This is a genomic window from Dickeya undicola, assembly GCF_000784735.1.
Classification (GTDB): Bacteria; Pseudomonadota; Gammaproteobacteria; order Enterobacterales; family Enterobacteriaceae; genus Dickeya; species Dickeya undicola.
The window spans coordinates 40838-62645 of sequence record NZ_JSYG01000012.1 but is presented as its reverse complement, the minus strand read 5'-3'; the positions used below and the strand labels follow the sequence as shown (position 1 = coordinate 62645).

The following is a 21808-nucleotide window of genomic DNA, read 5'->3' as shown; positions in this document are numbered from 1 at the left end:
CTGTCTGTAACTGACGATATTGCCGGAAACGGTCAGGCGTCTTGTCTGGCCTGTTGCAGCACCCCTTCCGCCTCAGGCTCTTCCTCGTCGTCGGTGATGTCTTTTTCCAGGCTAGCCACCACGGCGGTCGAGATACTGTTGCCGATAACGTTGGTCGCGGTACGGCCCATATCCAGGAACTGGTCGATACCCAGAATCAGCAGGATACCGGCTTCCGGCAGGTTGAACATCGGCAGCGTGGCGGCAACCACTACCACGGAGGCGCGCGCGACGCCCGCCATGCCTTTACTGGTGATCATCAGCGTCAGCAGGATCAGGATCTGCTGGGTCAGGCTCAGGTCAATATTGTACGCCTGAGCGATGAACAGAATCGCGAACGACTGGTACATCATGGAGCCGTCCAGGTTGAAGGAGTAACCCAGCGGCAGCACAAAGCTGGTGATCTTCTTCGGTACGCCGAAACGGGTCAGGGCATCCATGGTTTTCGGGTAGGCTGACTCGCTGCTGGCGGTAGCGAACGCCAGCATGGTCGGTTCGCGAATCAAGCGGGCCAGTACCGCGATGGAGCGGCCAAGGAAGGCGTAACCCACCAGGAACAGTACCGTCCACAGCAGCGCCAGACCGAGATAGAACTCGCCGATCAGCTTGCCGAAGTCGTAGATCAGACCCAGACCCTGAGTCGTGATGGCGGACGCAATCGCCGCGAAGACGGCAATCGGTGCCAGCGCCATCACGTAGTCGGTCACGCGGAACATCACTTTAGCCAGCTCTTCGATGGTGGACAGAATGAAGTTGGCCTGTTTGTTATGGTGTTTGACGTAAGCCAGCGCAGAACCGAAGAACAGCGAGAACACCAGAATCTGCAGGATTTCGTTGTTAGCCATCGCTTCCACGATGCTTTTCGGGAAGATATGGCTGATGAAGTTTTTCAGCGTGAAACCATCGGTATTCAGACCGGTGGTGACATGGTTGACTGGCGCGACCAGATTCATGCCGACGCCCGGCTGGAAGAAGTTCGCCAGCATCATACCGATCAGCAGTGACAGGAACGACGCAGTAACAAACCAGGTCATTGCTTTCAGGCCGACACGGCCCACGGCAGAAGAGTTGCCCATACTTGCCAGGCCAGAAACCAGGGTGGCGAACACCAGCGGCGCAATGATCATTTTGATCAGGCGCAGGAAGATGTCGGTGACCATATTGAAGTAAGACGCCACTTCTTTGGCGCGGGCACCGTCCAGATAGGTGTGACATGCCCAACCAATCAGAATACCGAGCACGATCGCCAAGCATATCTGTATTAATAACTTCTGCCTTTGCATATTGACCTCATGTTGATGAATGTATTCAGACAACACACAGTGTTATTGCAGCGTAGCGGTCAGAGATGTCGTGAGACATACGCAGGCCGATACCCTGATTTGTTTGTGGGGTGTTGTGTCTGCCGCGCGAAATATTACAACGAAATCGGATTTTTGCCCTTTTTTTCTGCTGATAAAATGAAATGCATCACTTAATGAGGGCAAAAATGCATTATTTACCCCTTGTTTTCGCACAAAGACCTTGTGTTTTTCGTGGGTATTGTTTTTAAAAAGTATTTATTTATCAATAAATTAAATTATTTTCCTTGTGGCTTGAACCATGACTTCTGCATTAATCATAATTTTTTCTTATATCTAAGCCTTAGTCAGCAATAAATCCAATAATCGTCACTGAACTATTTTTATCCGTTCATGGTTTTATTATTGGGTGATGACATGAGTGATTAATAAACAGTAATTACCCTTTTATTAATGGAAATAAAATCTGACTCACTATGAAGTAACAGTGCCGCGATTGAATAAAAACAACAGCAATTTTAGTAACCTGCTTTAATGACATTGGATAGGGTAACAAATGTTATTTTCTTTTTTTGGCGTGTAGCTGAAATGTTGATTTTTGGTTTTTATGTGATGACGTTTTAGTCACATTAATGAGGTGAGAGACTCGGAGGTAATATTTTATCGGCAAGGTTTGTTAATAAACATTGTATAAAATACGACCTTAATGGTAAATGGTTCTTATTATTGTCTGCTGGGTTCATCGGCGGTTGCTCATCCGGTAACCGTTTGTCGCGGGTATGCTCTGGTTAGCACGATTCAGATCAAGCTATTGGTGAGGCGACGTGTCATTTCGTCAGTGAAGCTCTTACACTGTTTACCTTCACTGGTTGTTTACCCTCACTATCTATGGACATTGGATTACGGTGGTTATGGCGACACGACTGACAGACTCTCCAACCCGGTTGTCTATTCTGTGGCAGGATGCCTTGCTGAAAATTTCTCAGTCACTGTTGCAACAGCGCAACATCCCCGATCTCTTGCAGGCGCTGGATGGTGTGTCATTTTCTGTGGTGCGCTTTGGCCGGGTTAATCTGATCTTGCTTGACCCGCTGCATAACCAGATGAATTTCTATCGGCATGACCGCGAATCCGGGCTTACCCAATGTAGTGACGAAGCGGTTCTGCTGGCAAACGGCCCCGGTGGCGTGGTGTGGAGCACCCAGAATCCACTGCGCTGTGATCGCACGCATTTTCTGCGCGATTTCCCCCATCTGACCGACCAACCCGCCTACGCCGGGTTGAGTGACTATTGCCAGTTGCCTCTGCGTGGTACGCACCGTGGGCTGGGCGGGGTGGAATTTATCAAGACGGATGGCAGCCATTTTACCGACAGCGAACTCGATTTTTTTCAGGCGTTATCCGGCGTGGTGGCGCTGGTGGTGGAAAGCATTAGCGAACGCGAACAGGTGCTGCAAGAAGAAGAACGGTTGCGCCATGAACGCGACCATCTGCGCATTCTGGTCGATGTCACCAATACGGTCATCTCCAAACTGGAACTGAAAGCGCTGGCGCTAGAGGTGTCACGCGAAATCCACCGCTTCTTCGGCATCGACTTTATTGCGCTGGTATTAAAAGAAGGTGAGGGCGAAACGCAAGCGCTCAAGTATTTTGCCACCGTCTACCCGCAGGCTGGCGCGCCGAAAACGGTGCAAGGTGAGGTGGATCGGGCACAAACGCTGGCAGACGACGTGATGGCCCAGCATCAGCCGCAACTGGTTCGGGTGGCGGAGCGCCCCCTGGCCGGTGAGCCACGCCCGCTCAGTCAGTGGTTTGACAAGGCGTTGTCTCATGTCTGCCTGTTGCCGCTGGCGTTTGGTAACCGGACGCTGGGGGTGCTGGAGTTGGCGCACCGCTCACCGTTGGCGGTCAGCGAGTCGGATCTGCGTTTGTTACGGCAGATTGCTGCGCGTATCGCCATTGCGCTGGATAACGCGCTGGCTTACGAGCAAATCACCCGCATGAAAGATTCGCTGGTGCATGAGAATTTCTATCTCACGGAACAGCTTACCGAGCATATTCATCAGCGCAGCGGTGACGAGTTTGGTGAAATCATCGGCCGCAGCGCCGCCATTCGGCAAGTATTGGAGCAGGTGGAGATGGTGGCGGCCAGCGACAGCACGGTGCTGATCCTGGGCGAAACCGGCACCGGCAAGGAGCTGATTGCCCGCGCTATTCACAGCCTGAGCCAGCGTAAAGCCCAGCATATGGTGAAAATGAACTGTGCTGCCATTCCGTCCGGTCTGCTGGAAAGTGACCTGTTCGGCCATGAAAAGGGGGCGTTCACCGGTGCCACCAACCAGCGGCAGGGGCGGTTTGAACTGGCGGATAACAGCACGCTGTTTCTGGATGAAGTGGGCGATATCCCGCTGGAATTGCAGCCCAAACTACTGCGGGTGTTGCAGGAGCGGGAGATAGAACGGCTGGGCGGCAGCAAAGTCATTCCAGTGGACGTGCGGTTGATTGCCGCTACCAACCGTGACCTGAAACAGATGGTAGCGGACCGTGAGTACCGCAGCGACCTGTATTACCGCCTCAACGTGTTTCCTATCGTCATTCCGCCGTTGCGCGAGCGGCCGGAAGATATTCCGCTGCTGGTGAAGTTTTTCACCCGCAAGATAGCCCGTCGTATGAACCGCACTATCGACAGCATACCGTCGGAGATGCTGCGCCAACTGAGCCGTTTACCGTGGCCCGGTAACGTGCGGGAACTGGAAAATGTGGTGGAACGGGCGGTGATCCTAACGCGTGGCACCACGCTTAATTTGCAGATAGATGAATTGCAGCATCATCTGTCACCGTTAGAGGTGCCCAAACCGGCTCACCATGACGTTACGCCGCCGCCGAGGGTGAGCGAGCCGACATCCGGGCAGTGGGATGCCGAAGAGGAGTCGGAGCGTGAGCGAATTATCCGGGTATTGCGGGAAACCAACGGCATCGTCGCCGGTCCAAAGGGCGCGGCAGCCCGGCTTGGGCTGAAACGCACCACCTTGTTGTCGCGGATGCAACGTATGGGGATTTCCGCCCGAGAAATCGAAGGGATTTCCTGATTAAGGCGATGGGATAGTGAGATGGCCTGAAAAATCCTCCTCCCCGAGCGGGGAGGAGGGGTAGGGATCAACCCGCGACTTCCGCTTCTTTACGCAGACGGGCTTTCAACGCGCTGTACTCCTGTTTGACGTAGTTCTCCGCCCAGTTCTGGTCGGCGATCGGTTCCAGTTTCACCGCACAATGCTTGTATTCCGGTGTTTTGGCGATCGGGTCCACTTCGTCCAGTGTCAGCTCGTTACAGGCACCGATCCACCACTGATAGGTCATGTACACCGCGCCTTTATTGATGCGTTCGCTGACCATCGCCCGGCTGATCACTTTGCCGCGGCGTGATGCCACCCATGTCAGTTGCTGATCGCGAATGCCGAGACGGGCGGCGTCTTCCGGGTTCATCTGCACGTAGCCCGGTTCGTCCGCCAGCGTTTGCAGCGCGGTACAGTTGCCGGTCATGGAACGGCAGGAGTAGTGACCGACTTCACGCACGGTAGAAAGCACCAGCGGATAATCAGCGTCGGTTTGCTCCATCGGCGGGTGCCATTCGGTTGCGAACAGTAAGCCTTTGCCATTCGGGCGGTCGAACTGGTTGCCCGCGTACAGCCACGGTGTACCGGGGCTATCTTCTGTCAGGCACGGCCACGGCACGTAACCCAGGCCGGACATTTTCTCGTAGGTCGCGCCGTAGTAAAGCGGGCACAGATTGCGCAACTCATCCCAAATTTCCTGGGTGTTGTTGTAATGCATCGGGTAACCCAGCGCGGTCGCCATCAGGCTGATGATTTCCCAGTCCGGTTTGACGTTGCCCTGCGGTTCAACCGCCTTGTAAAAACGCTGGAAGCCACGGTCGGCGGCGGAGTAAACCCCTTCATGTTCGCCCCAGGAGGTCGCAGGGAAGATCACGTCCGCCACGGCGGCGGTCTTGGTCATGAAGATGTCCTGAACGATCAGCAGTTCCAACTGGTTGAAGGTTTCGCGCACCACTGACAAATCCGGTTCGGTTTGCAGTGGGTCTTCGCCCATCAGGTAATTGGCCTTGATCTTGCCTTCCTTGATCATGTGTGGCACGTCGGTCAGCGAGTAGCCGATACGGTCGGACAGCGATGGCACGCCCCAGGCTTTGGCGAATTTTTCGCGCACATCCGCGTCGGTGACTTTCTGGTAGCCGGGGAACTGATTCGGCAGCGCACCCATATCGCAGGCACCCTGCACGTTGTTTTGCCCACGTACCGGGCCGACGCCGACATTCGGGCGGCCGAGGTTGCCGGTGAGCAACGCCAGACCGGACAAGCCTTTCACCACATCCACGCCTTGCGTCCACTGGGTCACACCCATGCCCCACAGTATGGTGGCGGATGGTGCCGCGGCATACATCCGAATAGCATCACGGATTAACTGCGGGTCAAGACCGGTGATGTCCGCCACGTATTCCGGCGTGTACTTCGCCACCAGATTACGGTATTCCTCGAATCCTTCGGTATGTTGGGCCACGAAGTTGGCGTTATACAGCCCTTCATTGATCAGCACATTGGCGAAGGCGTTGACCAGCGCCATGTTGGAGCCGTTTTTCAGCGGCAGCCACAGGTCGGCGATACGGGCGGTTTCGATATGGCGCGGGTCGCAGACGATGATTTTGGCACCACGCTCTTTGGCCTTGATGATGCGGCGCGCCACAATCGGGTGGGAATCCGCCGCGTTGTAACCGAACACCAGAATGCAGTCGGTGTGTTCGATTTCGCAGATTGAGTTACTCATCGCACCGTTGCCCAGTGTGACCTGCAACCCAGACACTGACGGGCCGTGGCACACACGGGCGCAACAGTCGATGTTGTTGGTGCCGGTGACCGCACGGGCGAATTTCTGCATCACATAGTTGGTTTCATTACCCGGCCCGCGGGACGAACCGGTGTGCATGATGGCGTCCGGACCGTATTTCTCCTTGATGGCTTTCAGGCGCGAACTGGCGAAATCGATAGCTTCGTCCCAGGATACCACTTCGAACGGTGCGCCTTTCTGGCGGCGGATCATCGGTTGTTTCAGGCGCGGGGTTAACAGCTTGGTATCGTTAAGAAAATCCCAGCCGTAGTAACCTTTCAGGCATAACTCGCCTTCGTTGGTCAAGCCGTTGGCACCTTCTGCGCCGACCACTTTACCGTTTTCCACCAACAGGTTAATTTTGCAGCCTGACCCACAGTAAGGGCAGACGGTAATCACTTTCTGCATGACATTGCTCTCCTTCATCGTACCGACGGCACGCTCAGAATTTCATTTCCGCGGCTTCATCCAGTGCAGCGCGCCGCTGTTTACGTTGGATCATTTCCTGAATGTCTTCTCTGCTTATCAGGCGCAGGGCTTTGGTCGGGCAGACTTCAACACAGGCCGGGCCGTTGGCGCGACCTTCACACAGATCGCACTTATGCGCCTCTGCCTTGATGCAGTTGCCCAGCGTCTGATAATGGCTGATACGCGCTACCGGTTTACTGATCACCGTCATGGCACCGTAAGGGCAGGCCACTACGCAGGTTTTACAACCAATGCATTTCTCTTGCTGCACCCGGATATGGTCGCCTGCGTGTTCGATAGCCCCATTCGGGCAAACATTGGCGCAAGGCGCGTCTTCACAGTGGCGGCATTGAATGGTGGTACTGACATTCAGCCCCTTCACCACTTTCAGGCGCGGTGTGAAATGCTCTGGCGACAGCGACGACGGGTTACCATCGCTGTGCGCCAACACACAGGCAACTTCGCAGGTGCGGCAGCCAATACATTTCCTGGGGTCTGCTAAAACGAACCGGTTCATGACAGGGTCTCCTTCCGCGGCTCTGATGGACTAAGGGTTATGTCGACGACGTAGCCACCGACACATCACCACCCATAAAGCAGGGTTTATGCCAGAATGAATGCTTATGATTTATGGTATTGATTTTAAATATATTTAAAGTAGTTCCTTCGAAAGTAAATCACCTTTTACCCGTCAGTGACGAGTGTCGGACGACGAGATTCGGCAGATTTGACGATGTGTGCCCGGTGCGATGCAGGTCGCAGTGACAGACAAATAACCCCATCTAGTGCGAAGCGTGTTCCAGTGTTGAAAACAGCCTGTCGAGGTGAGAAAGCCTGGCCTTTATGGTGTCTTCAGCGCGATGGCGCTTTACCCGCCTATTTCAGCGCTGCGCAGTGGCTTTTTATTTCTCAGTGAAATCAATATGAAGCCTTTTGCTGGGCGGAAGACTGAAATAGGGTGATTGTATCCCTTGGGATACGGTGTTACGCTATTCATTGACAAGGAGTGCCAATGCCTGAGATTGACAGACTGGCAGGGTTAATCTTCCATTTGTACTTTTACGATGATGAACGGCACCACTTGCCGCACGTTCATGTCTGCTACGGCAACCATGAGCTGATCATCAGTATTCGTACCGGAACCGAGATCGAAGGATATCTGCCGAATAACAAGCGCAAACTGGCGCTTGCACATATCAGAACCCATCGGGAACAACTGCTGAGTATGTGGGAGCGGGCGGTAGTGGGGCGAAATCCGGGAAAACTGTGAGGAACTTATGCATAAAATCGTAGAAGTTGATGTTATTGGTGACTTTTCGTTGCGCCTGACCTATGAAGATGGTTTGGTTTGCGACATCAATCTTTATCAGTATGCCTCCAGCCCGGTATTTTCGAACGCCAGCCTGTTCATCAAGTTTGGACTGTTGCCGGATGGTGCACTGGAATGGTCACCAGATATCAAGATTTCCGCGTCGGAATTGCGAAAAAAAGGGGAGTATGTCAGCCACACGTTGGCGGTGCGGGAAAATAACTTCGCTGATGTTATTTCTCGCGCCTTCTATGATGCCGTGATTGAAAACCGGCCGGAAATTCTGCAAGCGGCGTTAAAAATCGCGGTGGCAAAGCACGGCAACAGTACTGTCGCCAAAGAGGCGGGGGCGAAAAGCCGCACCAGCCTGTATAAGTCGCTGAATAAAAATACCCATGTCAGCCTGGCGACGGTGGTTAGCCTGGCGCATACCGTGTTGCAACTGGAAGAAAAAGAATAATGTAGAGGAGTAATCCTGTTTATTACCATTTCTATATACCCATGCTCATTGATGGATGCGGAGCTTGTAATTTAAATCTTCATTTAATTTTTTTTTTTGTTATTTATTCAATGGTTATTTTCCAATAATCAAATACATCATAAATTATAATCATGTAAATTATTTATGTGATAATAATTGAGTTTGAATTTGTAGAGATAAATTAAATGTATGATATATTTAATTCTGCATCATCTTTCATAAAAAGAAATGCTTTTATTATTGTTCGTAATAGTGCTAATCGTAAGGGATAATATATGACTTGTAAATTTATTATATATAATGTGGCATTAGGTCAATGTATCGGAGTTGTTCCTGAAGATAATAATTATGCTATGATGGTTGATTGTGGGCATGATGATAATTTTCATCCTATTGATGATTTTAAAAAATATCTTCCTAGGGAAAATAATAAAGAGTGCCTTCGTAGTTTGATTATTACGAATTACGATCATGACCATTTTAGTGATTTGCCAAGAGTAAATGGATTTGTAGATATTAAAAGTGTATTGCTGCCTAATAATTTATCCATGAATCAGATTCGTGATTTAAAGAGCGAATCCACTACTGCATTAGATACTTTGGAGGATATTCGTAATCGATATACATCATCTGTAGAAAATTACAACCCACCATTTACTAAAAAACGATTTCTGCTACAGCAAGATGAACTTAGGGAGGCTGGTATTCCTATCGAAACAAACCACTTGAGCCAAATGATTTTCATTAAGTATGGTGATATAACTATTTGTATACCAGGTGACCTAGAAAGAAGAAGTTGGGAGTTGATGTTGTCAAAGACTGATGTCCAAAGTTGGCTTGGAAAATCGAATATTTTTGTAGCAGCACACCACGGTAGAGAGAATGGATATCATGCGGGTGTATTTGATTACTGTCAGCCAGATTGCGTGATTATATCAGATAAAGAGATTATTCATGGTACTCAGAATGGAATGTCAAACTCATATTCTAATCATGTAAGAAGCGATGGGGTTGTATATACATCAGGCTCTGGAGATGAATCTAGACGGAAAGTATTAACAACGCGTAACGATGGACACATTTTGGTGACGGTGCCTTCTTCGGGAATGCCGACTTTTCGTGCATACAGTATATGATTATCATGAGTGAGTATACTTTTAAGGCTCGCCTCGCGCCAACGGCGTTGGCCGCACCGCCAATTTTATTATTATGCAATGTCTTGTTTGATACTCAAGCAAGTCAATGGTTGGAATCCGATACTATGACATGGTTATTTGGTAAAGGTGTCGCTTCAGCAGCATTAGTCTATTTTATGATGCAGGTTAATCGATTCATTGGATTAGAGATATTCCAGCGTTGGGTCTCAAAGGATGAATTGAATTTTCCTACTACCCGATTGCTTTTAGCAACAAATATAGAGATGAGTAGTGCTCAGCGAGATAATATTGACAAAAAAATTCAAAAAGATTTTCAAATTGCTCTATTATCTCAAGTTATGGGAGATAATCATCAAGTTCGTCGCCATAATGCTGATATTGTTGGTCGGATACGAAAATTTGTTGGAAATCCAAAAAAACTATTACGATTTAATATTGAATACGGTTTTTTCAGGAATCTAATCGGTGCTAGTGTCCCTGCACTACTCGCAGGGATTGTATGTGGATATATATATTGGGATGGTTTATTCCCTAAATGGGCATTTCATATTACATTGGCTTATGATTTCTTTGCGCTGATTTTAATTTTTACATCGCGATTTATTATTGAAAGGTTAGGAATTCAATATGCACGGGTTCTTTTTCAGGAGTATCTTGAAAAAGATAACAAGAATAGTGTGGGGTAATTATTGACGGTGTATTGTAAACGCATGTGTTTCTCTTTTTTAAGAAATAACACCGGTTATTACCGGTGTTATTATTCACGCCAGCACCTCAAACCCGCCGTTCTCCTCCCAGCCGGATAAGCGCTGATACAGGGTGTCCACCGCCTGGGTTACTTCCGGGCTAATCGGGAAGTAGAACGCCACCAGCATTGGTTGGATGCCGACGAAAATCACCTCGGGAATGTCTTCCTTCAGGCTGTCGATCAGGTAATTCAGCGGCAGGCTGTGGGTATTCATCAGCATATCTTCGGCGATACGGTCCGGGTCGACGATGCGGATTTCACCGGGTGCAAGCCCCATATCGGTGGCGTCCACCACCAGCAGGCGGCGGGGCTTCAGTTCCCGCAGCGTGTGGGCGGCATTTTCCGGGATAGCGCCGCCGTCAATCACCGACCAACCCGCTACGGGCTGCTGGCTCATGCGTTCCGCCAGCAGCGGACCGGCACCATCATCGCCCATCAGGGTGTTCCCGACGGTCAGCACCATGTTTTCGATATACAGTGGCGCTTCATTATGCAGATGTTCAGTCATCGATACGTTTCACCATCAGATAAAGAGCCGGTTCCCGTTGCATGGCGGCGAGGTAGTCCATCAGTGTCGCGGTCCACTCCGGGTTGCTGTCTTGCGGTGCTAGTGCGCTGAATGCACCGCCCAGCAGGGCGGTGTGGGTGTGGTCAATGGTGATTTCGCCAAAGCGCAGCAGGCCCAGCATTTTGCGGCGGGCTTCATCATCGCTCAGTTGGCCGACCCAGCCTTCGTACCCTGCCAGTGGGCAGTGCAGCACCTGTTTCAGGCAGTCGATAACACCGACGTGATGGCCGATAGCCAGTGAGTAATACATCACTTGCTGTGCCTGTTCCGGTATTTTGTCGCGGCTGTCGAGAAATTTGCGGTTCAGGGCATAGAAACGCACGCTACTCATCACAGGATCTCCCCATTCAGCATGGCGTGGTAAATGCGCAGCAGGCGACCGACGATCTCGTTCAGCCGAGGGTCGTTATGCTGATCAAGCCAGCCGGTAACCCGTTGCTCAAACCCTTCCAGTGGCTGGTTTTCCAGCAGCCCAAGGAAACGATCGCTGATTTCTCGCCCCTGGCGATACCCCGCCATTAAACGGGCTTCCCGCTCCACCCGTACCCGTAAATCCAGCGGCAGTGCCGCATGAATCAGCGCGGCTTTTTCATGGTCGGCCTGTTGGTGGTCGCTGCCGTGCAGTTTTTGCTCCAGCAGCCCCAATGCCACGGCGAAACCATAAATGGTTGCCGCTGGGGTCGGCGGGCAACCGGGGATGTAGACGTCGATCGGCACAATCTTGTCGCTGCCGCCCCACACGCAGTACAAATCGTGGAAGATGCCGCCGCCGCAGCCACAGGCACCGTAGGAGATGCAGATTTTCGGATCCGGTGCCGATTCATAGGCACGTAGCGCTGGGGTTCGCATGGCGCGGGTTACCGCGCCGGTAAACAGCAGAATGTCGGCGTGGCGCGGCGATGCCACCACTTTGATGCCGAAGCGTTCGGCGTCGAACAGCGGGGTGATGGCGGAGAAAATTTCTATCTCGCAGCCGTTACAACCGCCGCAGTCCACACGGTAAACATAGGCCGAGCGCTGGATGTCCTTCAGCAGTGTCTTTTTCAGCTGTTGGGCTTGTTCATCCAGTGTAATCGGGGTGGTCTGGTAGTGATCAACCCCGTTGGGCAGCATACTCATTGTGCGTTCCCCCTGTGCGTGGTCGGGGTGGACAGGTGCTGGTTTAACTGCACGTTGCCCTGATGGTTCATGTTTTGTTTGCGTTTGCAGTCCGGACAGGTTTCGAACTGATGACGGCGAGATTCCACCTCGCTTTCCGGCACACCGGCGTGCGCCAGCAGCGCCATGGCGTACTCCACCTCTTTCTGTGGCGCGAACGGCTGCTGGCAAACATGGCAGTTCAGCAACCGAAAGGTGGCTCGCTGATACAGGTCGGCCTTGCTGGCGACCGCCATTTCGAAATCTTGCGACAGCACGATGGCGCGGGTCGGGCACACTTCTTCACAGCGGCCGCAGAAGATGCAGCGGCCGAGAAACAGTTGCCAGGTGCGGGTGCCGTTATCCAGATCATTAGCCATGGTCAGCGCGTTGGCCGGGCAGGCCATGGTACAGGCCGCGCAACCGATGCATTGCTCCGGGTCGTACTCCGGTTTGCCGCGAAATCCGGCGGGCACCGCCAGCGGGGCGAACGGGTATTTCACCGTGCTGTTACCCGCTTTGAGGATGGTTTTGAACAGTTTAATCATGGGGCCTCCCTCATTTCAGCGGCGAACGGGTACGTTCCAGCCCGTAGCGCTCAATTTCTTTGTACGGCACGGTGGTGATTTTTTTCTTGCGCACATCCACCAGCGTGACGCGGTCGGTACAGGAGTAACAAGGGTCGAGGCTACCGATGATCAGCGGCGCGTCTGATATCGTGTTGCCACGCAGCATAAAGCGCAGCACCGGCCAGTTGGCATAGGTGGCCGCGCGGCAACGCCAGCGGAACAGCTTCTGGTTGTCACCGGTCATACTCCAGTGAATGTCTTCGCCGCGTGGCGCTTCGGTAAAGCCCAGTGCGAACTTGTGCGGCTGATAGTGGATATGCTCGTTGAGGATCGGCCCTTCCGGCATGTTATCCAGCCCGAACTCGATCATCGCCAGCGAGGTGAACACCTCCCGCACCCGCACCAGCACACGGGAGTAAACGTCACCGGCGTCGAGGTGATGCAGTTCCATCGGCAGGTCCAGATAGCCCGCGAACGGGTGGTCAACACGCACGTCGCGCTGGAAGCCACTGGCGCGGATCATCGGCCCTACCGGGCTATAATCGCGCGCCACCTGACGGTCGAGCACGCCGATACCCTGGGTGCGCTGCGCCATATTGGCGGTATTCAGCAGCATGTCGGTCAGTTGTGTGACTTCTTCGCGCATTTCACGAATCAGTTTGATGGTCTTCAGGCGGTCTTCTTTCAGAATGTCGCGGCGAATGCCGCCAATCAGGTTAAGGCCGTAGGTTTTGCGCGCGCCGGTCAGCATCTCGGCTATCTGCATTGATTTTTCACGCACCCGGAAGAACTGCATGAACCCGGTGTCGAAGCCGACAAAGTGGCTCGACAGCCCAATATTCAGCAGGTGACTGTGCAGGCGCTCGACCTCCAGCAAAATGCTGCGGATGGTATGCGCGCGCGCTGGCACCACCACGCCCAGCGCGTTCTCGATCGATGAGGTATACGCCACGCTGTGGGTGAAACCGCAGATGCCGCACACCCGGTCAGACAGGAAGGTGACTTCGTTGTAACCCATACGGGTTTCCGCCAGCTTTTCCATGCCGCGATGGACGTAGAACAAACGGTAGTCGGCGTCGATAATCTGCTCACCGTCGACGAACAACCGGAAGTGCCCCGGTTCGTCGGAGGTGATGTGCATCGGGCCGATCGGCACGACACGGGTGTCGCCGGTGGCTTCATTGACGAAGGTGTAGGACTCGTCGTCACGGGTGGGGGCAGGGCGCTGGCGGTAATCCATCGCGTCTTTGCGCAGCGGGTAGAGTTCGTCCGGCCAGTCGTCCGGCAGCACCAGGCGGCGCTCATCCGGCAGGCCAACCGGGATCAGCCCGTACATGTCGCGTACTTCGCGCTCACCCCACACGGCGGCGGGTACGCGCGGCGTTACCGACGGGAATTCCGGCACCGTTGGGTTGACCAGCGCTTTCACCACTACCCAGCATTTTTCGCCCTGTTCCATCGACAACACATAGTAGACGGCGAAATGGCCGTTGAGGGTACGTTCGTCGTTGCCGAACAGCACCGACAGCCAGCCGCCGTGCTGGTAATAGAGGTATTCCACCACCTCCGGCAACTGGTGAAGTTTGACGGTGATGGTCAACTGATTGGCGGTTTGCCGTTCTTCTTCCAGAATCGCCGTCGGGAATTGCTGTCTGACATGGGCGACGTAATTAGCGCCTAAATTTTCAGCACTGGTCGCAGCGGATGAATTAATCACGGTACATCTCCTGACGGGAAGGGGTTAACGATGAAGCGGGTGCCGTATCTGGCGTGCCAGTACTCGGCGTGGTGGTACTGGCGTTCAGCGCAGGCCAACCCAGGCTGGGCTGCGCTTGCTCACCCGCCGGGTTGCCGTTCAGCACAATGGCGGTGGCACGCTCCAGCAAATGGGTGACTGGCTGTGGAATATGCGTCCCCATCACCAGCATTAATACCAGCAGAATCAGCATCGGTGCGGTAGTCAGCCAACCCAGCTCGCCTTTGCTGACCGCTTCCGGCTGGCTGCCCAGCACACTGGTGGCGATCATCCGCACCAGCCCGGCCAACACCACGGTCAGCAGCACCAACAACACCAGCACCAGTGGCAACTGACCGGCGTGGATACCGGCGGTCACCGTCATGAATTCGCTCAGGAACACGTTGAACGGCGGCATACCGCCAAGCGCCAGCGCGCCACCGGCCAGCAGCGCACCGGTTACCGGCGCAACGCGCAGGATGCCCTTCACCGCGTCCATATCGCGGGTGCCGTATTTCAGCAGCACGTTACCGGAGCCGCAGAATAGCAAGGTCTTCGCCAGACTGTGATTCAGGGTGTGCAGCAGCGCGGCCAGAATGCCGAGCGGGCCGCCGATGCCGAGCGCCACGGCGATCAGCCCCATGTTTTCCACGCTGGAGTAGGCCAGCAGGCGTTTCATGTCGCGCTGTACCAGAATCAGGAACGCGGCGACGGCCACCGACAGCAAGCCGAATATCAACAACAGCCGTTGCGGGAATTCAGGGCCGATAGCCGCGCTTATCAGGATGGTGTAACGCACAATCACCAACAGTGCGCAGTTGAGCAGCACGGCGGAGAGCAGGGCGCTGGTGGGGCTGGGTGCCTCACTGTGGGCGTCCGGCAGCCAGGCGTGCATCGGAAACAGGCCGGTTTTGGTGCCAAAACCGATCAGAATAAAGATGAACGCCAGATGCATCAGCGTACTGTCCAGCTCGCTGGCGTGTTGCAGTACTTCGGTCCAGAAGATGGCATTGCCCGGTTCCGCCATCACGTTGGCGGCGTTGGCGTACACCAGCACCGTGCCGTACAGGCCGAACGCGACGCCGACGGTACAAATGATGATGTATTTCCACGCAGCTTCCAGCGACGAACGCTGACCGTACAGCCCCACCAGAAACGCTGAACTCAAGGTAGTGGCTTCAATCGCCGCCCACATCAGGATCAGGTTATTACTGGTGATCACCAGCAACATGGTGAACAGGAACAGGTGGAAGAAGCCGTAGTAGTGGCACAACGTGGTCACGCTGACTTCGCCGCCGTCCACCTCGTGGCGCATGTATCCCATCGAGTAGAGGCCGGTGAGAAAACCGATGACCCCGAGAATCGCCAGAAACAATGCGCTCAGGCTGTCGAGATGCAGCCAGCGGTGGGCGGCCAGCAGTTCACCCTGCTGGTATACCGTCCATACCGCCAGCAATGCCACCAGCAGCAGCGCACTGATGCCGAGCAGATGAATCAGGCTCACCAGCGTGCGCGCTGCCGGGCCGGTAAAGCGGCAGGCAAACGCCAGCAGGGCGGCGGCAAACGGCACGCCCAGCAGCAGGGAAAAAAGATCCAAAGTCGTCATGGTGATTATCCTTTCAGCGCGGTCAGTTGCTGAACATCCAGCGTGTGCAGCGTGCGGTGGATTTTGCGCGCCATCAGAGCCATCACGATGACGGCGAAAATGGCGTCGGTGGCGATGCCGATTTCCACCAGTTCTGGTGCGCGATAAGCCAGCAACGCCAGTGTCAGGTGGGCACCGTTTTCCATCAGGCAGTAACCGAACACCTGTTTGAGAATGTTGCGCTGGCTGACGATGCACAGCAGGCCGATCAGGAAGTGGCCGAGCGATACCGCCAGCACCGGCTTAAGATCGTTGACCATTGGCAGTTTTACCGGCGAGACGGCAAAGTAGCTCAGCAGCACAATCAGGGTGGCGATCAGTATCAATGTGGCGGTGCCAATCACGCCGCCATCGGCTTTCGGGTCTGCCAGTCGGCAGAAGGCAAAACTCATAATGGCGGGCACCATCACCACCTTGGTGATGAACGCGGTCAGCGACCACAGATACAGCTCGTGGGAGCCCAGCAACCCACCCAGTGCCACAAAAATCAGCACCAGTACCAGCGACTGCAACGCGTACAGCGCGGCGGACACCGTGGGTTTTCTGGCGGCGATCACCAGCAGCGAGGTGATGATCAGCAAACCAGCCAGATTATTGACGAGAAGTGATCCAGTCATGGGTATTCCTTATTTCAGCCAGAGTGCGGCGATAACGCTGGAGCACAGCGACATCACTATCAGCACCAGCAGCACCAGATTCATCGACAGCGGCACCGATGTGGCCGACGCCACGTCATCGGACGGCTCGCCCGGCACGGTACGACCAAACCAGTAGAGGAACCAGGCAAAGCTGGCGACCGATTCCACCAGCGCGATAATCAGCAGCGGCAGCAGCCACCAGATGTCGTTTGACAGCGCAAACCCGGCGGCGAACAGCGGAAATTTGCTGAAGAAGCCGTTGAACGGCGGCACGCCGGTGATCGCCAGCGCCGCCACGCAGAACCCTACGCCCAGTAGTGGTAATCGCGTCATCATGCCGCGCAACTGCGGCAGCATACGGGTGCCGCAGCTGTAGCTGAGGGCACCTGCTACCAGGAAGAACAGGCTTTTGGCGTAAGCGTGGTTGAAGATGTAGGCCATACCGGCGTCGAAGGCCGTGCGAGAACCAAAGATGGACAACGACAGCGCCAGAAAGATGTAGGCCAGCTGGGTGATGGTGGAGTAGGCCAGCAGTCGCTTCATGTCTTTTTGTGGCAGGTACATCAGGAAGCCGTACACCAGCGTGATGGTCGCCATGATGACGCCGACTACGCCTATCACATGCGGCACCTCGACGGCGGACAGAATGGCGCGGGCAAAGATATACACGCCCACTTTCACCATCGACGCGGCGTGCAGGTAGGCACTCACCGGTGTTGGCGCTTCCATCGCATCCGGCAGCCAGACATGCAGCGGCAACTGGGCTGACTTGCCCCAGGCCGCGAACAGAATGCCGCTGAATACGATGATTTTGCTGTTGTCGTCCAACTGTGCGATGGCACTGAGCGCGAAGGTGCCGGTGGTGGCGAACAGCCAGGCCGCCGCCAGATACAGGCCGACCGACGCGATATGGGTCACCAGCAGTGCTTTCAGTGCCGAGCGTAGCGACTTCGGTTTCTGGTAGTAACCAATCAACGCCCAGGAACAGCCGCCGGTGATTTCAAAGAACAACAACTGGCCGAGGATAGTGGATGACAGCGTCAACCCGGCCATTGCGCCGATGAACACCAGCAAAAACGCGTAGTAGCGATTGCTGCCGTCGTGTGGGTGCTCGCGGTTGCCCAGCGTCAGGTAGCCACACGAGTAGAGGCTAACCAGGAAACCGAGCGATACCACGGCAAAGCCGATCAACAGGCTGATGCGGTCAAACACAAAACCGAATAAATCGGCCTGACCGTACCGATAAAGCGGAACGACCAGATCGGTTTTGCCGCCGTCGAGGTAACGCCAGGCCAGCAATGCCATGCCGAGTGTCGCCAGCAGGGCAAATAGCGTACATAACCCTTTGGCAAGGCGTTGCGGCGCAAACGCTATCAACAGCGCGCCGAGAAACGGCAGCAACAGGGTAGCAAGAGCAATATTCTCCATGATGGATGCCGACTCCTTATAGTCCGGTGAGGTAGAAAACAAACGCCAGCGCGGCTACGCCGAAGCCGAGCCAGGTCACCCGGCCGGTCAGCAGAAAGCGCCCGCGCGCCAGACTGTTTTCGATAATCGCGGCGATGACAAACACCACTACCAGCTTGATAAGCAGCGCCAGCACACCCCACAACAGGTTGACGGTGGTGAGCGTTTCCGCTTTGCCGAATGGCACGAAAATCGACAAAAACAGTGTGGCAACGACCACCTGTTTAAGGCTGATGCCCCATTTCACCAGCGCCAGCCCGGCACCGGCGTATTCGGTCAGCGGGCCTTCCTGTAGCTCTTGTTCCGCCTCTGCCACATCGAACGGGATTTTGCCCATCTCGATAAAGGTGGCGAACGCGCAGGCCAGCAAGGCTAATGCCGTAGCCGTAGGGGACACCCAGTGGCCACTCGCCAGTTTGGCGCTGATGTTGCCGATGTTGGTGGAGTCGGCGACCAACGCCACCACCAGCAACGCCAGCATCAGGATTGGTTCCACCAGAATGCCGAGTGTCAGCTCACGGCTGGCACCGATACCGGCAAAAGTGCTGCCGGAATCCAGACCAGACAACGAGAAGAAGAAGCGAAACACCGCAAACAGATACAGCAGGGTGATGACGTCACCCGCTGCGCCGAACGGCGATGCGTCGGTTACGGCGGGCAGTGTCATCGCCACCAGTAGCATGGTGGCGAGCAACACGAACGGCATCAGGCGAAACACGCCGCCGCTGTGCTCGGGGGCCACTTCCTGACGGCGCAGCAATTTGAAGATGTCACGGTAATCCTGTAATACGCCCGGCCCCTGACGGGAGTGCATTTTGGCGCGGATCACCCGCGACATGCCGGACAACAGCGGAGCCGCTGCCATCAGCAGCACCGCCTGTAACAGCGCGCCCAGCAGCGGAAAAACGAGTGAAACGTAAGTCATGTTCCGTTCTCCTTAAGCCAGAGTAGCCAGTAGCAGGGCAACCAGCGCCGCCACCACATACAGGCAGTACACCCGGAAGTCGCCGTGCTGAATCCATTGCACCGCGCGGCTGATGCGCTGCACACCACTGACCACCGGCATCACCACGTGGTCGTCCCATACCGGCTCGACATACGCCGCCGCCTGGGTGGTTTTCTCCAGTGCCTGTTGCATGGCGGGCACCGGGTCGAGTGTTTTACGCACGCGATAGAGCGGCGCGAACATCACCCGCAGCGGTTGGGTAAAGCTACCGGCCGACGCTGACATGGCTTGCTCATAGCCATAGCCACAAGCCCAGGGAGTGCCTTTGTGGCGAAAGCCGAGACGCGGGCCGCGCAGCAGGCTGTAGAGCATCAGCGGTAGCAGCGGCAATGCCAGCAGCAGGATGAAAATCAGCGGGGTATTGAGGCGGGTTTGCTGGCTGTCGCCAGGGAAGACACCCAGTCCTTGCGCCATGGACACCGCGGGGATGTGTGTCAGGTCGGCGGCAATCCGGGTGATGACCGGTGTGATCATGCTGGCCCCGACGCCGAGCAACACGCACAACAGCGCCAGCAGGAGCATGGCGACCGTCATCGGCCAGGGCACTTCGCGGGCGTGAGCGGCTTTCTCACTGCGCGGTGCGCCACAGAAACTGATGCCATATACCTTGACGAAACACATCGCCGCCAGCGCGCCGGTGATCGCCAGCATCACGATGGCGACGGGTGCCGCCAACCGCAGACCGATACCGCCGTCATGGCTGAGGGTGAACAATGACTGATAGGTAAACCACTCGCTGACGAAGCCGTTAAGCGGTGGCAGGGCGGATATCGCCATACACCCGACCAGAAACGCCAGTGCGGTACGTGGCATCAACCGAGCCAGACCGCCCATCTTTTCCATGTCTTTGGTGTGAACGCGGTAAATTACCGCACCAGCACCGAGAAACAGCAGCCCCTTGAACACCGCGTGGTTGAGCAGGTGATACAACCCACCCAGCAGGCCAAGCAGCGCCAGCAGCGGATGATGGGTGGCAATACCGATCATGCCGACGCCGACCCCCATCAAAATGATGCCGATGTTTTCCACCGTGTGGTACGCCAGCAAACGTTTGATATCGTGTTCAGCCAGCGCGTACAGCACGCCCAGCACCGACGACACCGCGCCGAACGCCAGCACCACCACGCCCCACCAGGCTTCGGTCGCTCCCAGCAAATCAACACCGACTTTGATGATGCCGAACACACCGATCTTCACCATCACGCCTGACATCAGCGCCGAGGCGTGCGACGGTGCGGCCGGGTGTGCGCGCGGCAGCCAGCCATGCAGCGGCAACATCCCGGCTTTAGCACCGAAACCAAAGAACGCCAGCAGGAACACCACCGAGGCTTGCGGTGCGGATAACGAGGCATGGCGGAAATCGGCAAAGTCGAGGCTGCTGCTGTGACGATAGAGCAGGAAGAAGGCAATCATGATCAGCACCGAACCGGCATGGGCGATCAGGAAATACAACAACCCGGCACCGACGGCTTCTTCATCCTGATCGGCGATCACCAGGAAGTAGGAACTGAGCGACATCACTTCGAACAGCACAATGAAGTAGAAGGCGTTGTCCACCACCACCAGCGCCACCATTGAGGCGACGAACAGATTCATGAAGAACCCCATCGCCCAGGCACCACGACCGCGGTACTCCTCCAGATAAGCCAGTGAATACAAGGCGGACACCGCCACCAGCAGCGAGATCACCAGCGTCATAAATGCAGACAGGGTATCGAAGCGCAGCGTGAGGTGGGCGAAGGCGTCAAACGGCCCGTCGAACACGGCGGTCAGCACACCGCCACCAAGCAAAATGGGCGCTGCCGCCAGCACACCGGCGCAACCGCCTACCAGCGCACACAGCCCGCTTAAGCGAATCGCCAGCGACTCCTGGCGGCACAGGCATAACGAAAGCAGCGCACCGGCCAGGTACAACGTGAGCGACAGGCCCAGCCAGTGCAGTGGCGTGATCAATTGCAGAGGCGTCATCATAATGTTTGCTCCCTGTCAGTCCCTGCGGCGGGAAACGGGATGTTGCCTTCCGGCCATTCCGCTGCCTGACGGCGTTTGGCGGCGATAGCATCGTCCAGCGCGGCGTCATCCACCAGATACAGTGCGTGTGTCGGACAGACACGCACACACTCCGGCCCCTGTTCACGGAAATCGCACAGGTCGCATTTCACCGCGATGCTGCGCACCCCAGCGTTCCACGCCAGCATCGGGTGAACCGACGGCGGGCTTACCGGCACATCGGACAGCAGCGACAGCGGGATGTGGTGATCAAACGTAGTCGGGATTGCCAGCGGCGTGCTGCCGGATGGCGTGATAGCGCCGAACGGACAGGCGATGGCGCACAGTTTGCAGCCGATGCAGGTGTTTTCATCCAGTAGCACGGCGTTGTCCTGGTGCCTGATGGCGTTGACCGGGCACACTTTGGCGCAAGGCGCATCCTCACAGTGACGGCATAACACCGGCGCGGTGCCGTTGGCATCACGCTCGACCGCCAGCCTCGGATGAGACTGTAGACCCTGCTGACGATGTACCTGCGTACAGGCCGCCATGCAGGTGTTGCATCCGATACAACGCGTAGGCTCCGCAATGACGAAGCGGTTCATAGCCATACCCTCCGGGGTGATAGAAATGTTTCCTGCGCCGGAAGCAT

General features: G+C 55.3%; 19 protein-coding genes. 5 read left to right on the top strand and 14 right to left on the bottom strand.

Annotated elements, in window-relative coordinates; genetic code table 11:
• Positions 1-32 precede the first annotated feature (32 nt).
• On the bottom strand, positions 33-1322 hold the full coding sequence (locus OB87_RS06905; protein WP_033568704.1) for a dicarboxylate/amino acid:cation symporter: 1290 nt from the start codon (positions 1320-1322) through the stop codon (positions 33-35).
• A gap of 929 nt (positions 1323-2251) precedes the next feature.
• Here OB87_RS06905 and flhA point away from each other — a divergent pair.
• Positions 2252-4429, top strand: coding sequence for a formate hydrogenlyase transcriptional activator FlhA (gene flhA / locus OB87_RS06900; protein WP_050515659.1), 2178 nt, complete (start codon positions 2252-2254; stop codon positions 4427-4429).
• A 67-nt stretch (positions 4430-4496) separates the two neighbouring features.
• Here the strand turns inward: flhA and fdhF are convergent, their stop codons facing one another.
• Entirely contained in the window at positions 4497-6647 is a 2151-nt protein-coding gene (gene fdhF, locus OB87_RS06895) for a formate dehydrogenase subunit alpha (protein ID WP_033568703.1), read from the bottom strand.
• Positions 6648-6681: 34 nt separating this feature from the next.
• A complete protein-coding gene (locus OB87_RS06890; protein ID WP_033568702.1) occupies positions 6682-7224 on the bottom strand; it encodes a 4Fe-4S dicluster domain-containing protein in 543 nt (180 codons plus the stop codon).
• Between the two features lie 495 nt (positions 7225-7719).
• Between OB87_RS06890 and dhiT the strand changes: the two genes are divergently transcribed.
• The 4 genes from dhiT (at position 7720) to OB87_RS06875 (ending at position 10340) form a co-directional block, all read left to right on the top strand.
• Positions 7720-7977, top strand: a complete 258-nt coding sequence (gene dhiT, locus OB87_RS06885) for a type II toxin-antitoxin system toxin DhiT (protein ID WP_033568701.1) — start codon at positions 7720-7722, stop codon at positions 7975-7977.
• Positions 7978-7984: 7 nt separating this feature from the next.
• A complete protein-coding gene (dhiA, locus tag OB87_RS06880; protein ID WP_033568700.1) occupies positions 7985-8476 on the top strand; it encodes a type II toxin-antitoxin system antitoxin DhiA in 492 nt (163 codons plus the stop codon).
• Positions 8477-8772: 296 nt separating this feature from the next.
• Positions 8773-9633: a ComEC/Rec2 family competence protein gene (locus OB87_RS20555; protein WP_152605879.1), complete on the top strand. Its 861-nt coding sequence runs from the start codon at positions 8773-8775 to the stop codon at positions 9631-9633.
• 5 nt (positions 9634-9638) lie between these two features.
• Positions 9639-10340 carry a hypothetical protein gene (locus OB87_RS06875; protein ID WP_152605878.1) on the top strand — a complete coding sequence of 234 codons (702 nt, stop codon included), beginning with the start codon at positions 9639-9641 and terminating at the stop codon, positions 10338-10340.
• A gap of 75 nt (positions 10341-10415) precedes the next feature.
• Here OB87_RS06875 and hycI read toward each other — a convergent pair whose 3' ends face one another.
• The 11 genes from hycI to OB87_RS06820 are packed head-to-tail and all read right to left on the bottom strand — an operon-like array spanning position 10416 to position 21761.
• A complete protein-coding gene (gene hycI / locus OB87_RS06870) occupies positions 10416-10910 on the bottom strand; it encodes a hydrogenase maturation peptidase HycI (RefSeq protein WP_081977359.1) in 495 nt (164 codons plus the stop codon).
• The gene (locus tag OB87_RS06865; RefSeq protein ID WP_033568698.1) at positions 10903-11301 is read right to left on the bottom strand and encodes a formate hydrogenlyase maturation HycH family protein; all 399 of its coding nucleotides are present in this window, start codon (positions 11299-11301) and stop codon (positions 10903-10905) included. The genes hycI and OB87_RS06865 overlap by 8 nt, the downstream gene beginning before the upstream one ends.
• Positions 11301-12089 carry an NADH-quinone oxidoreductase subunit B family protein gene (locus OB87_RS06860; protein ID WP_033568697.1) on the bottom strand — a complete coding sequence of 263 codons (789 nt, stop codon included), beginning with the start codon at positions 12087-12089 and terminating at the stop codon, positions 11301-11303. Before OB87_RS06860 ends, OB87_RS06865 begins: the two co-directional genes overlap by 1 nt.
• Positions 12086-12655 carry a hydrogenase 4 subunit H gene (gene hyfH, locus OB87_RS06855; RefSeq protein WP_033568696.1) on the bottom strand — a complete coding sequence of 190 codons (570 nt, stop codon included), beginning with the start codon at positions 12653-12655 and terminating at the stop codon, positions 12086-12088. Before hyfH ends, OB87_RS06860 begins: the two co-directional genes overlap by 4 nt.
• A gap of 10 nt (positions 12656-12665) precedes the next feature.
• Complete coding sequence (locus OB87_RS06850) at positions 12666-14393, bottom strand: hydrogenase large subunit (protein WP_033568695.1); 1728 nt, start codon at positions 14391-14393, stop codon at positions 12666-12668.
• The gene (locus OB87_RS06845) at positions 14386-16017 is read right to left on the bottom strand and encodes a hydrogenase 4 subunit F (protein WP_033568694.1); all 1632 of its coding nucleotides are present in this window, start codon (positions 16015-16017) and stop codon (positions 14386-14388) included. The genes OB87_RS06850 and OB87_RS06845 overlap by 8 nt, the downstream gene beginning before the upstream one ends.
• A gap of 5 nt (positions 16018-16022) precedes the next feature.
• Positions 16023-16673: a hydrogenase 4 membrane subunit gene (gene hyfE, locus OB87_RS06840; RefSeq protein ID WP_033568693.1), complete on the bottom strand. Its 651-nt coding sequence runs from the start codon at positions 16671-16673 to the stop codon at positions 16023-16025.
• A 9-nt stretch (positions 16674-16682) separates the two neighbouring features.
• On the bottom strand, positions 16683-18122 hold the full coding sequence (locus OB87_RS06835; protein WP_033568692.1) for a hydrogenase 4 subunit D: 1440 nt from the start codon (positions 18120-18122) through the stop codon (positions 16683-16685).
• A 16-nt stretch (positions 18123-18138) separates the two neighbouring features.
• Positions 18139-19086: a respiratory chain complex I subunit 1 family protein gene (locus OB87_RS06830; RefSeq protein WP_033568691.1), complete on the bottom strand. Its 948-nt coding sequence runs from the start codon at positions 19084-19086 to the stop codon at positions 18139-18141.
• A 12-nt stretch (positions 19087-19098) separates the two neighbouring features.
• The gene (hyfB, locus tag OB87_RS06825) at positions 19099-21138 is read right to left on the bottom strand and encodes a hydrogenase 4 subunit B (RefSeq protein WP_050515658.1); all 2040 of its coding nucleotides are present in this window, start codon (positions 21136-21138) and stop codon (positions 19099-19101) included.
• Positions 21135-21761: a 4Fe-4S dicluster domain-containing protein gene (locus OB87_RS06820; protein ID WP_033568690.1), complete on the bottom strand. Its 627-nt coding sequence runs from the start codon at positions 21759-21761 to the stop codon at positions 21135-21137. Before OB87_RS06820 ends, hyfB begins: the two co-directional genes overlap by 4 nt.
• Positions 21762-21808: the final 47 nt, after the last annotated feature.

Bases quoted from the DNA above. Each gene is read 5' to 3' on its own strand.
- OB87_RS06905 (WP_033568704.1), bottom strand. From the start codon at position 1,322: ATGCAAAGGCAGAAGTTATTAATACAGATATGCTTGGCGATCGTGCTC.
- flhA (WP_050515659.1), top strand. From the start codon at position 2,252: ATGGCGACACGACTGACAGACTCTCCAACCCGGTTGTCTATTCTGTGG.
- fdhF (WP_033568703.1), bottom strand. From the start codon at position 6,647: ATGCAGAAAGTGATTACCGTCTGCCCTTACTGTGGGTCAGGCTGCAAA.
- OB87_RS06890 (WP_033568702.1), bottom strand. From the start codon at position 7,224: ATGAACCGGTTCGTTTTAGCAGACCCCAGGAAATGTATTGGCTGCCGC.
- dhiT (WP_033568701.1), top strand. From the start codon at position 7,720: ATGCCTGAGATTGACAGACTGGCAGGGTTAATCTTCCATTTGTACTTT.
- dhiA (WP_033568700.1), top strand. From the start codon at position 7,985: ATGCATAAAATCGTAGAAGTTGATGTTATTGGTGACTTTTCGTTGCGC.
- OB87_RS20555 (WP_152605879.1), top strand. From the start codon at position 8,773: ATGACTTGTAAATTTATTATATATAATGTGGCATTAGGTCAATGTATC.
- OB87_RS06875 (WP_152605878.1), top strand. From the start codon at position 9,639: ATGAGTGAGTATACTTTTAAGGCTCGCCTCGCGCCAACGGCGTTGGCC.
- hycI (WP_081977359.1), bottom strand. From the start codon at position 10,910: ATGACTGAACATCTGCATAATGAAGCGCCACTGTATATCGAAAACATG.
- OB87_RS06865 (WP_033568698.1), bottom strand. From the start codon at position 11,301: ATGAGTAGCGTGCGTTTCTATGCCCTGAACCGCAAATTTCTCGACAGC.
- OB87_RS06860 (WP_033568697.1), bottom strand. From the start codon at position 12,089: ATGAGTATGCTGCCCAACGGGGTTGATCACTACCAGACCACCCCGATT.
- hyfH (WP_033568696.1), bottom strand. From the start codon at position 12,655: ATGATTAAACTGTTCAAAACCATCCTCAAAGCGGGTAACAGCACGGTG.
- OB87_RS06845 (WP_033568694.1), bottom strand. From the start codon at position 16,017: ATGACGACTTTGGATCTTTTTTCCCTGCTGCTGGGCGTGCCGTTTGCC.
- hyfE (WP_033568693.1), bottom strand. From the start codon at position 16,673: ATGACTGGATCACTTCTCGTCAATAATCTGGCTGGTTTGCTGATCATC.
- OB87_RS06835 (WP_033568692.1), bottom strand. From the start codon at position 18,122: ATGGAGAATATTGCTCTTGCTACCCTGTTGCTGCCGTTTCTCGGCGCG.
- OB87_RS06830 (WP_033568691.1), bottom strand. From the start codon at position 19,086: ATGACTTACGTTTCACTCGTTTTTCCGCTGCTGGGCGCGCTGTTACAG.
- hyfB (WP_050515658.1), bottom strand. From the start codon at position 21,138: ATGATGACGCCTCTGCAATTGATCACGCCACTGCACTGGCTGGGCCTG.
- OB87_RS06820 (WP_033568690.1), bottom strand. From the start codon at position 21,761: ATGAACCGCTTCGTCATTGCGGAGCCTACGCGTTGTATCGGATGCAAC.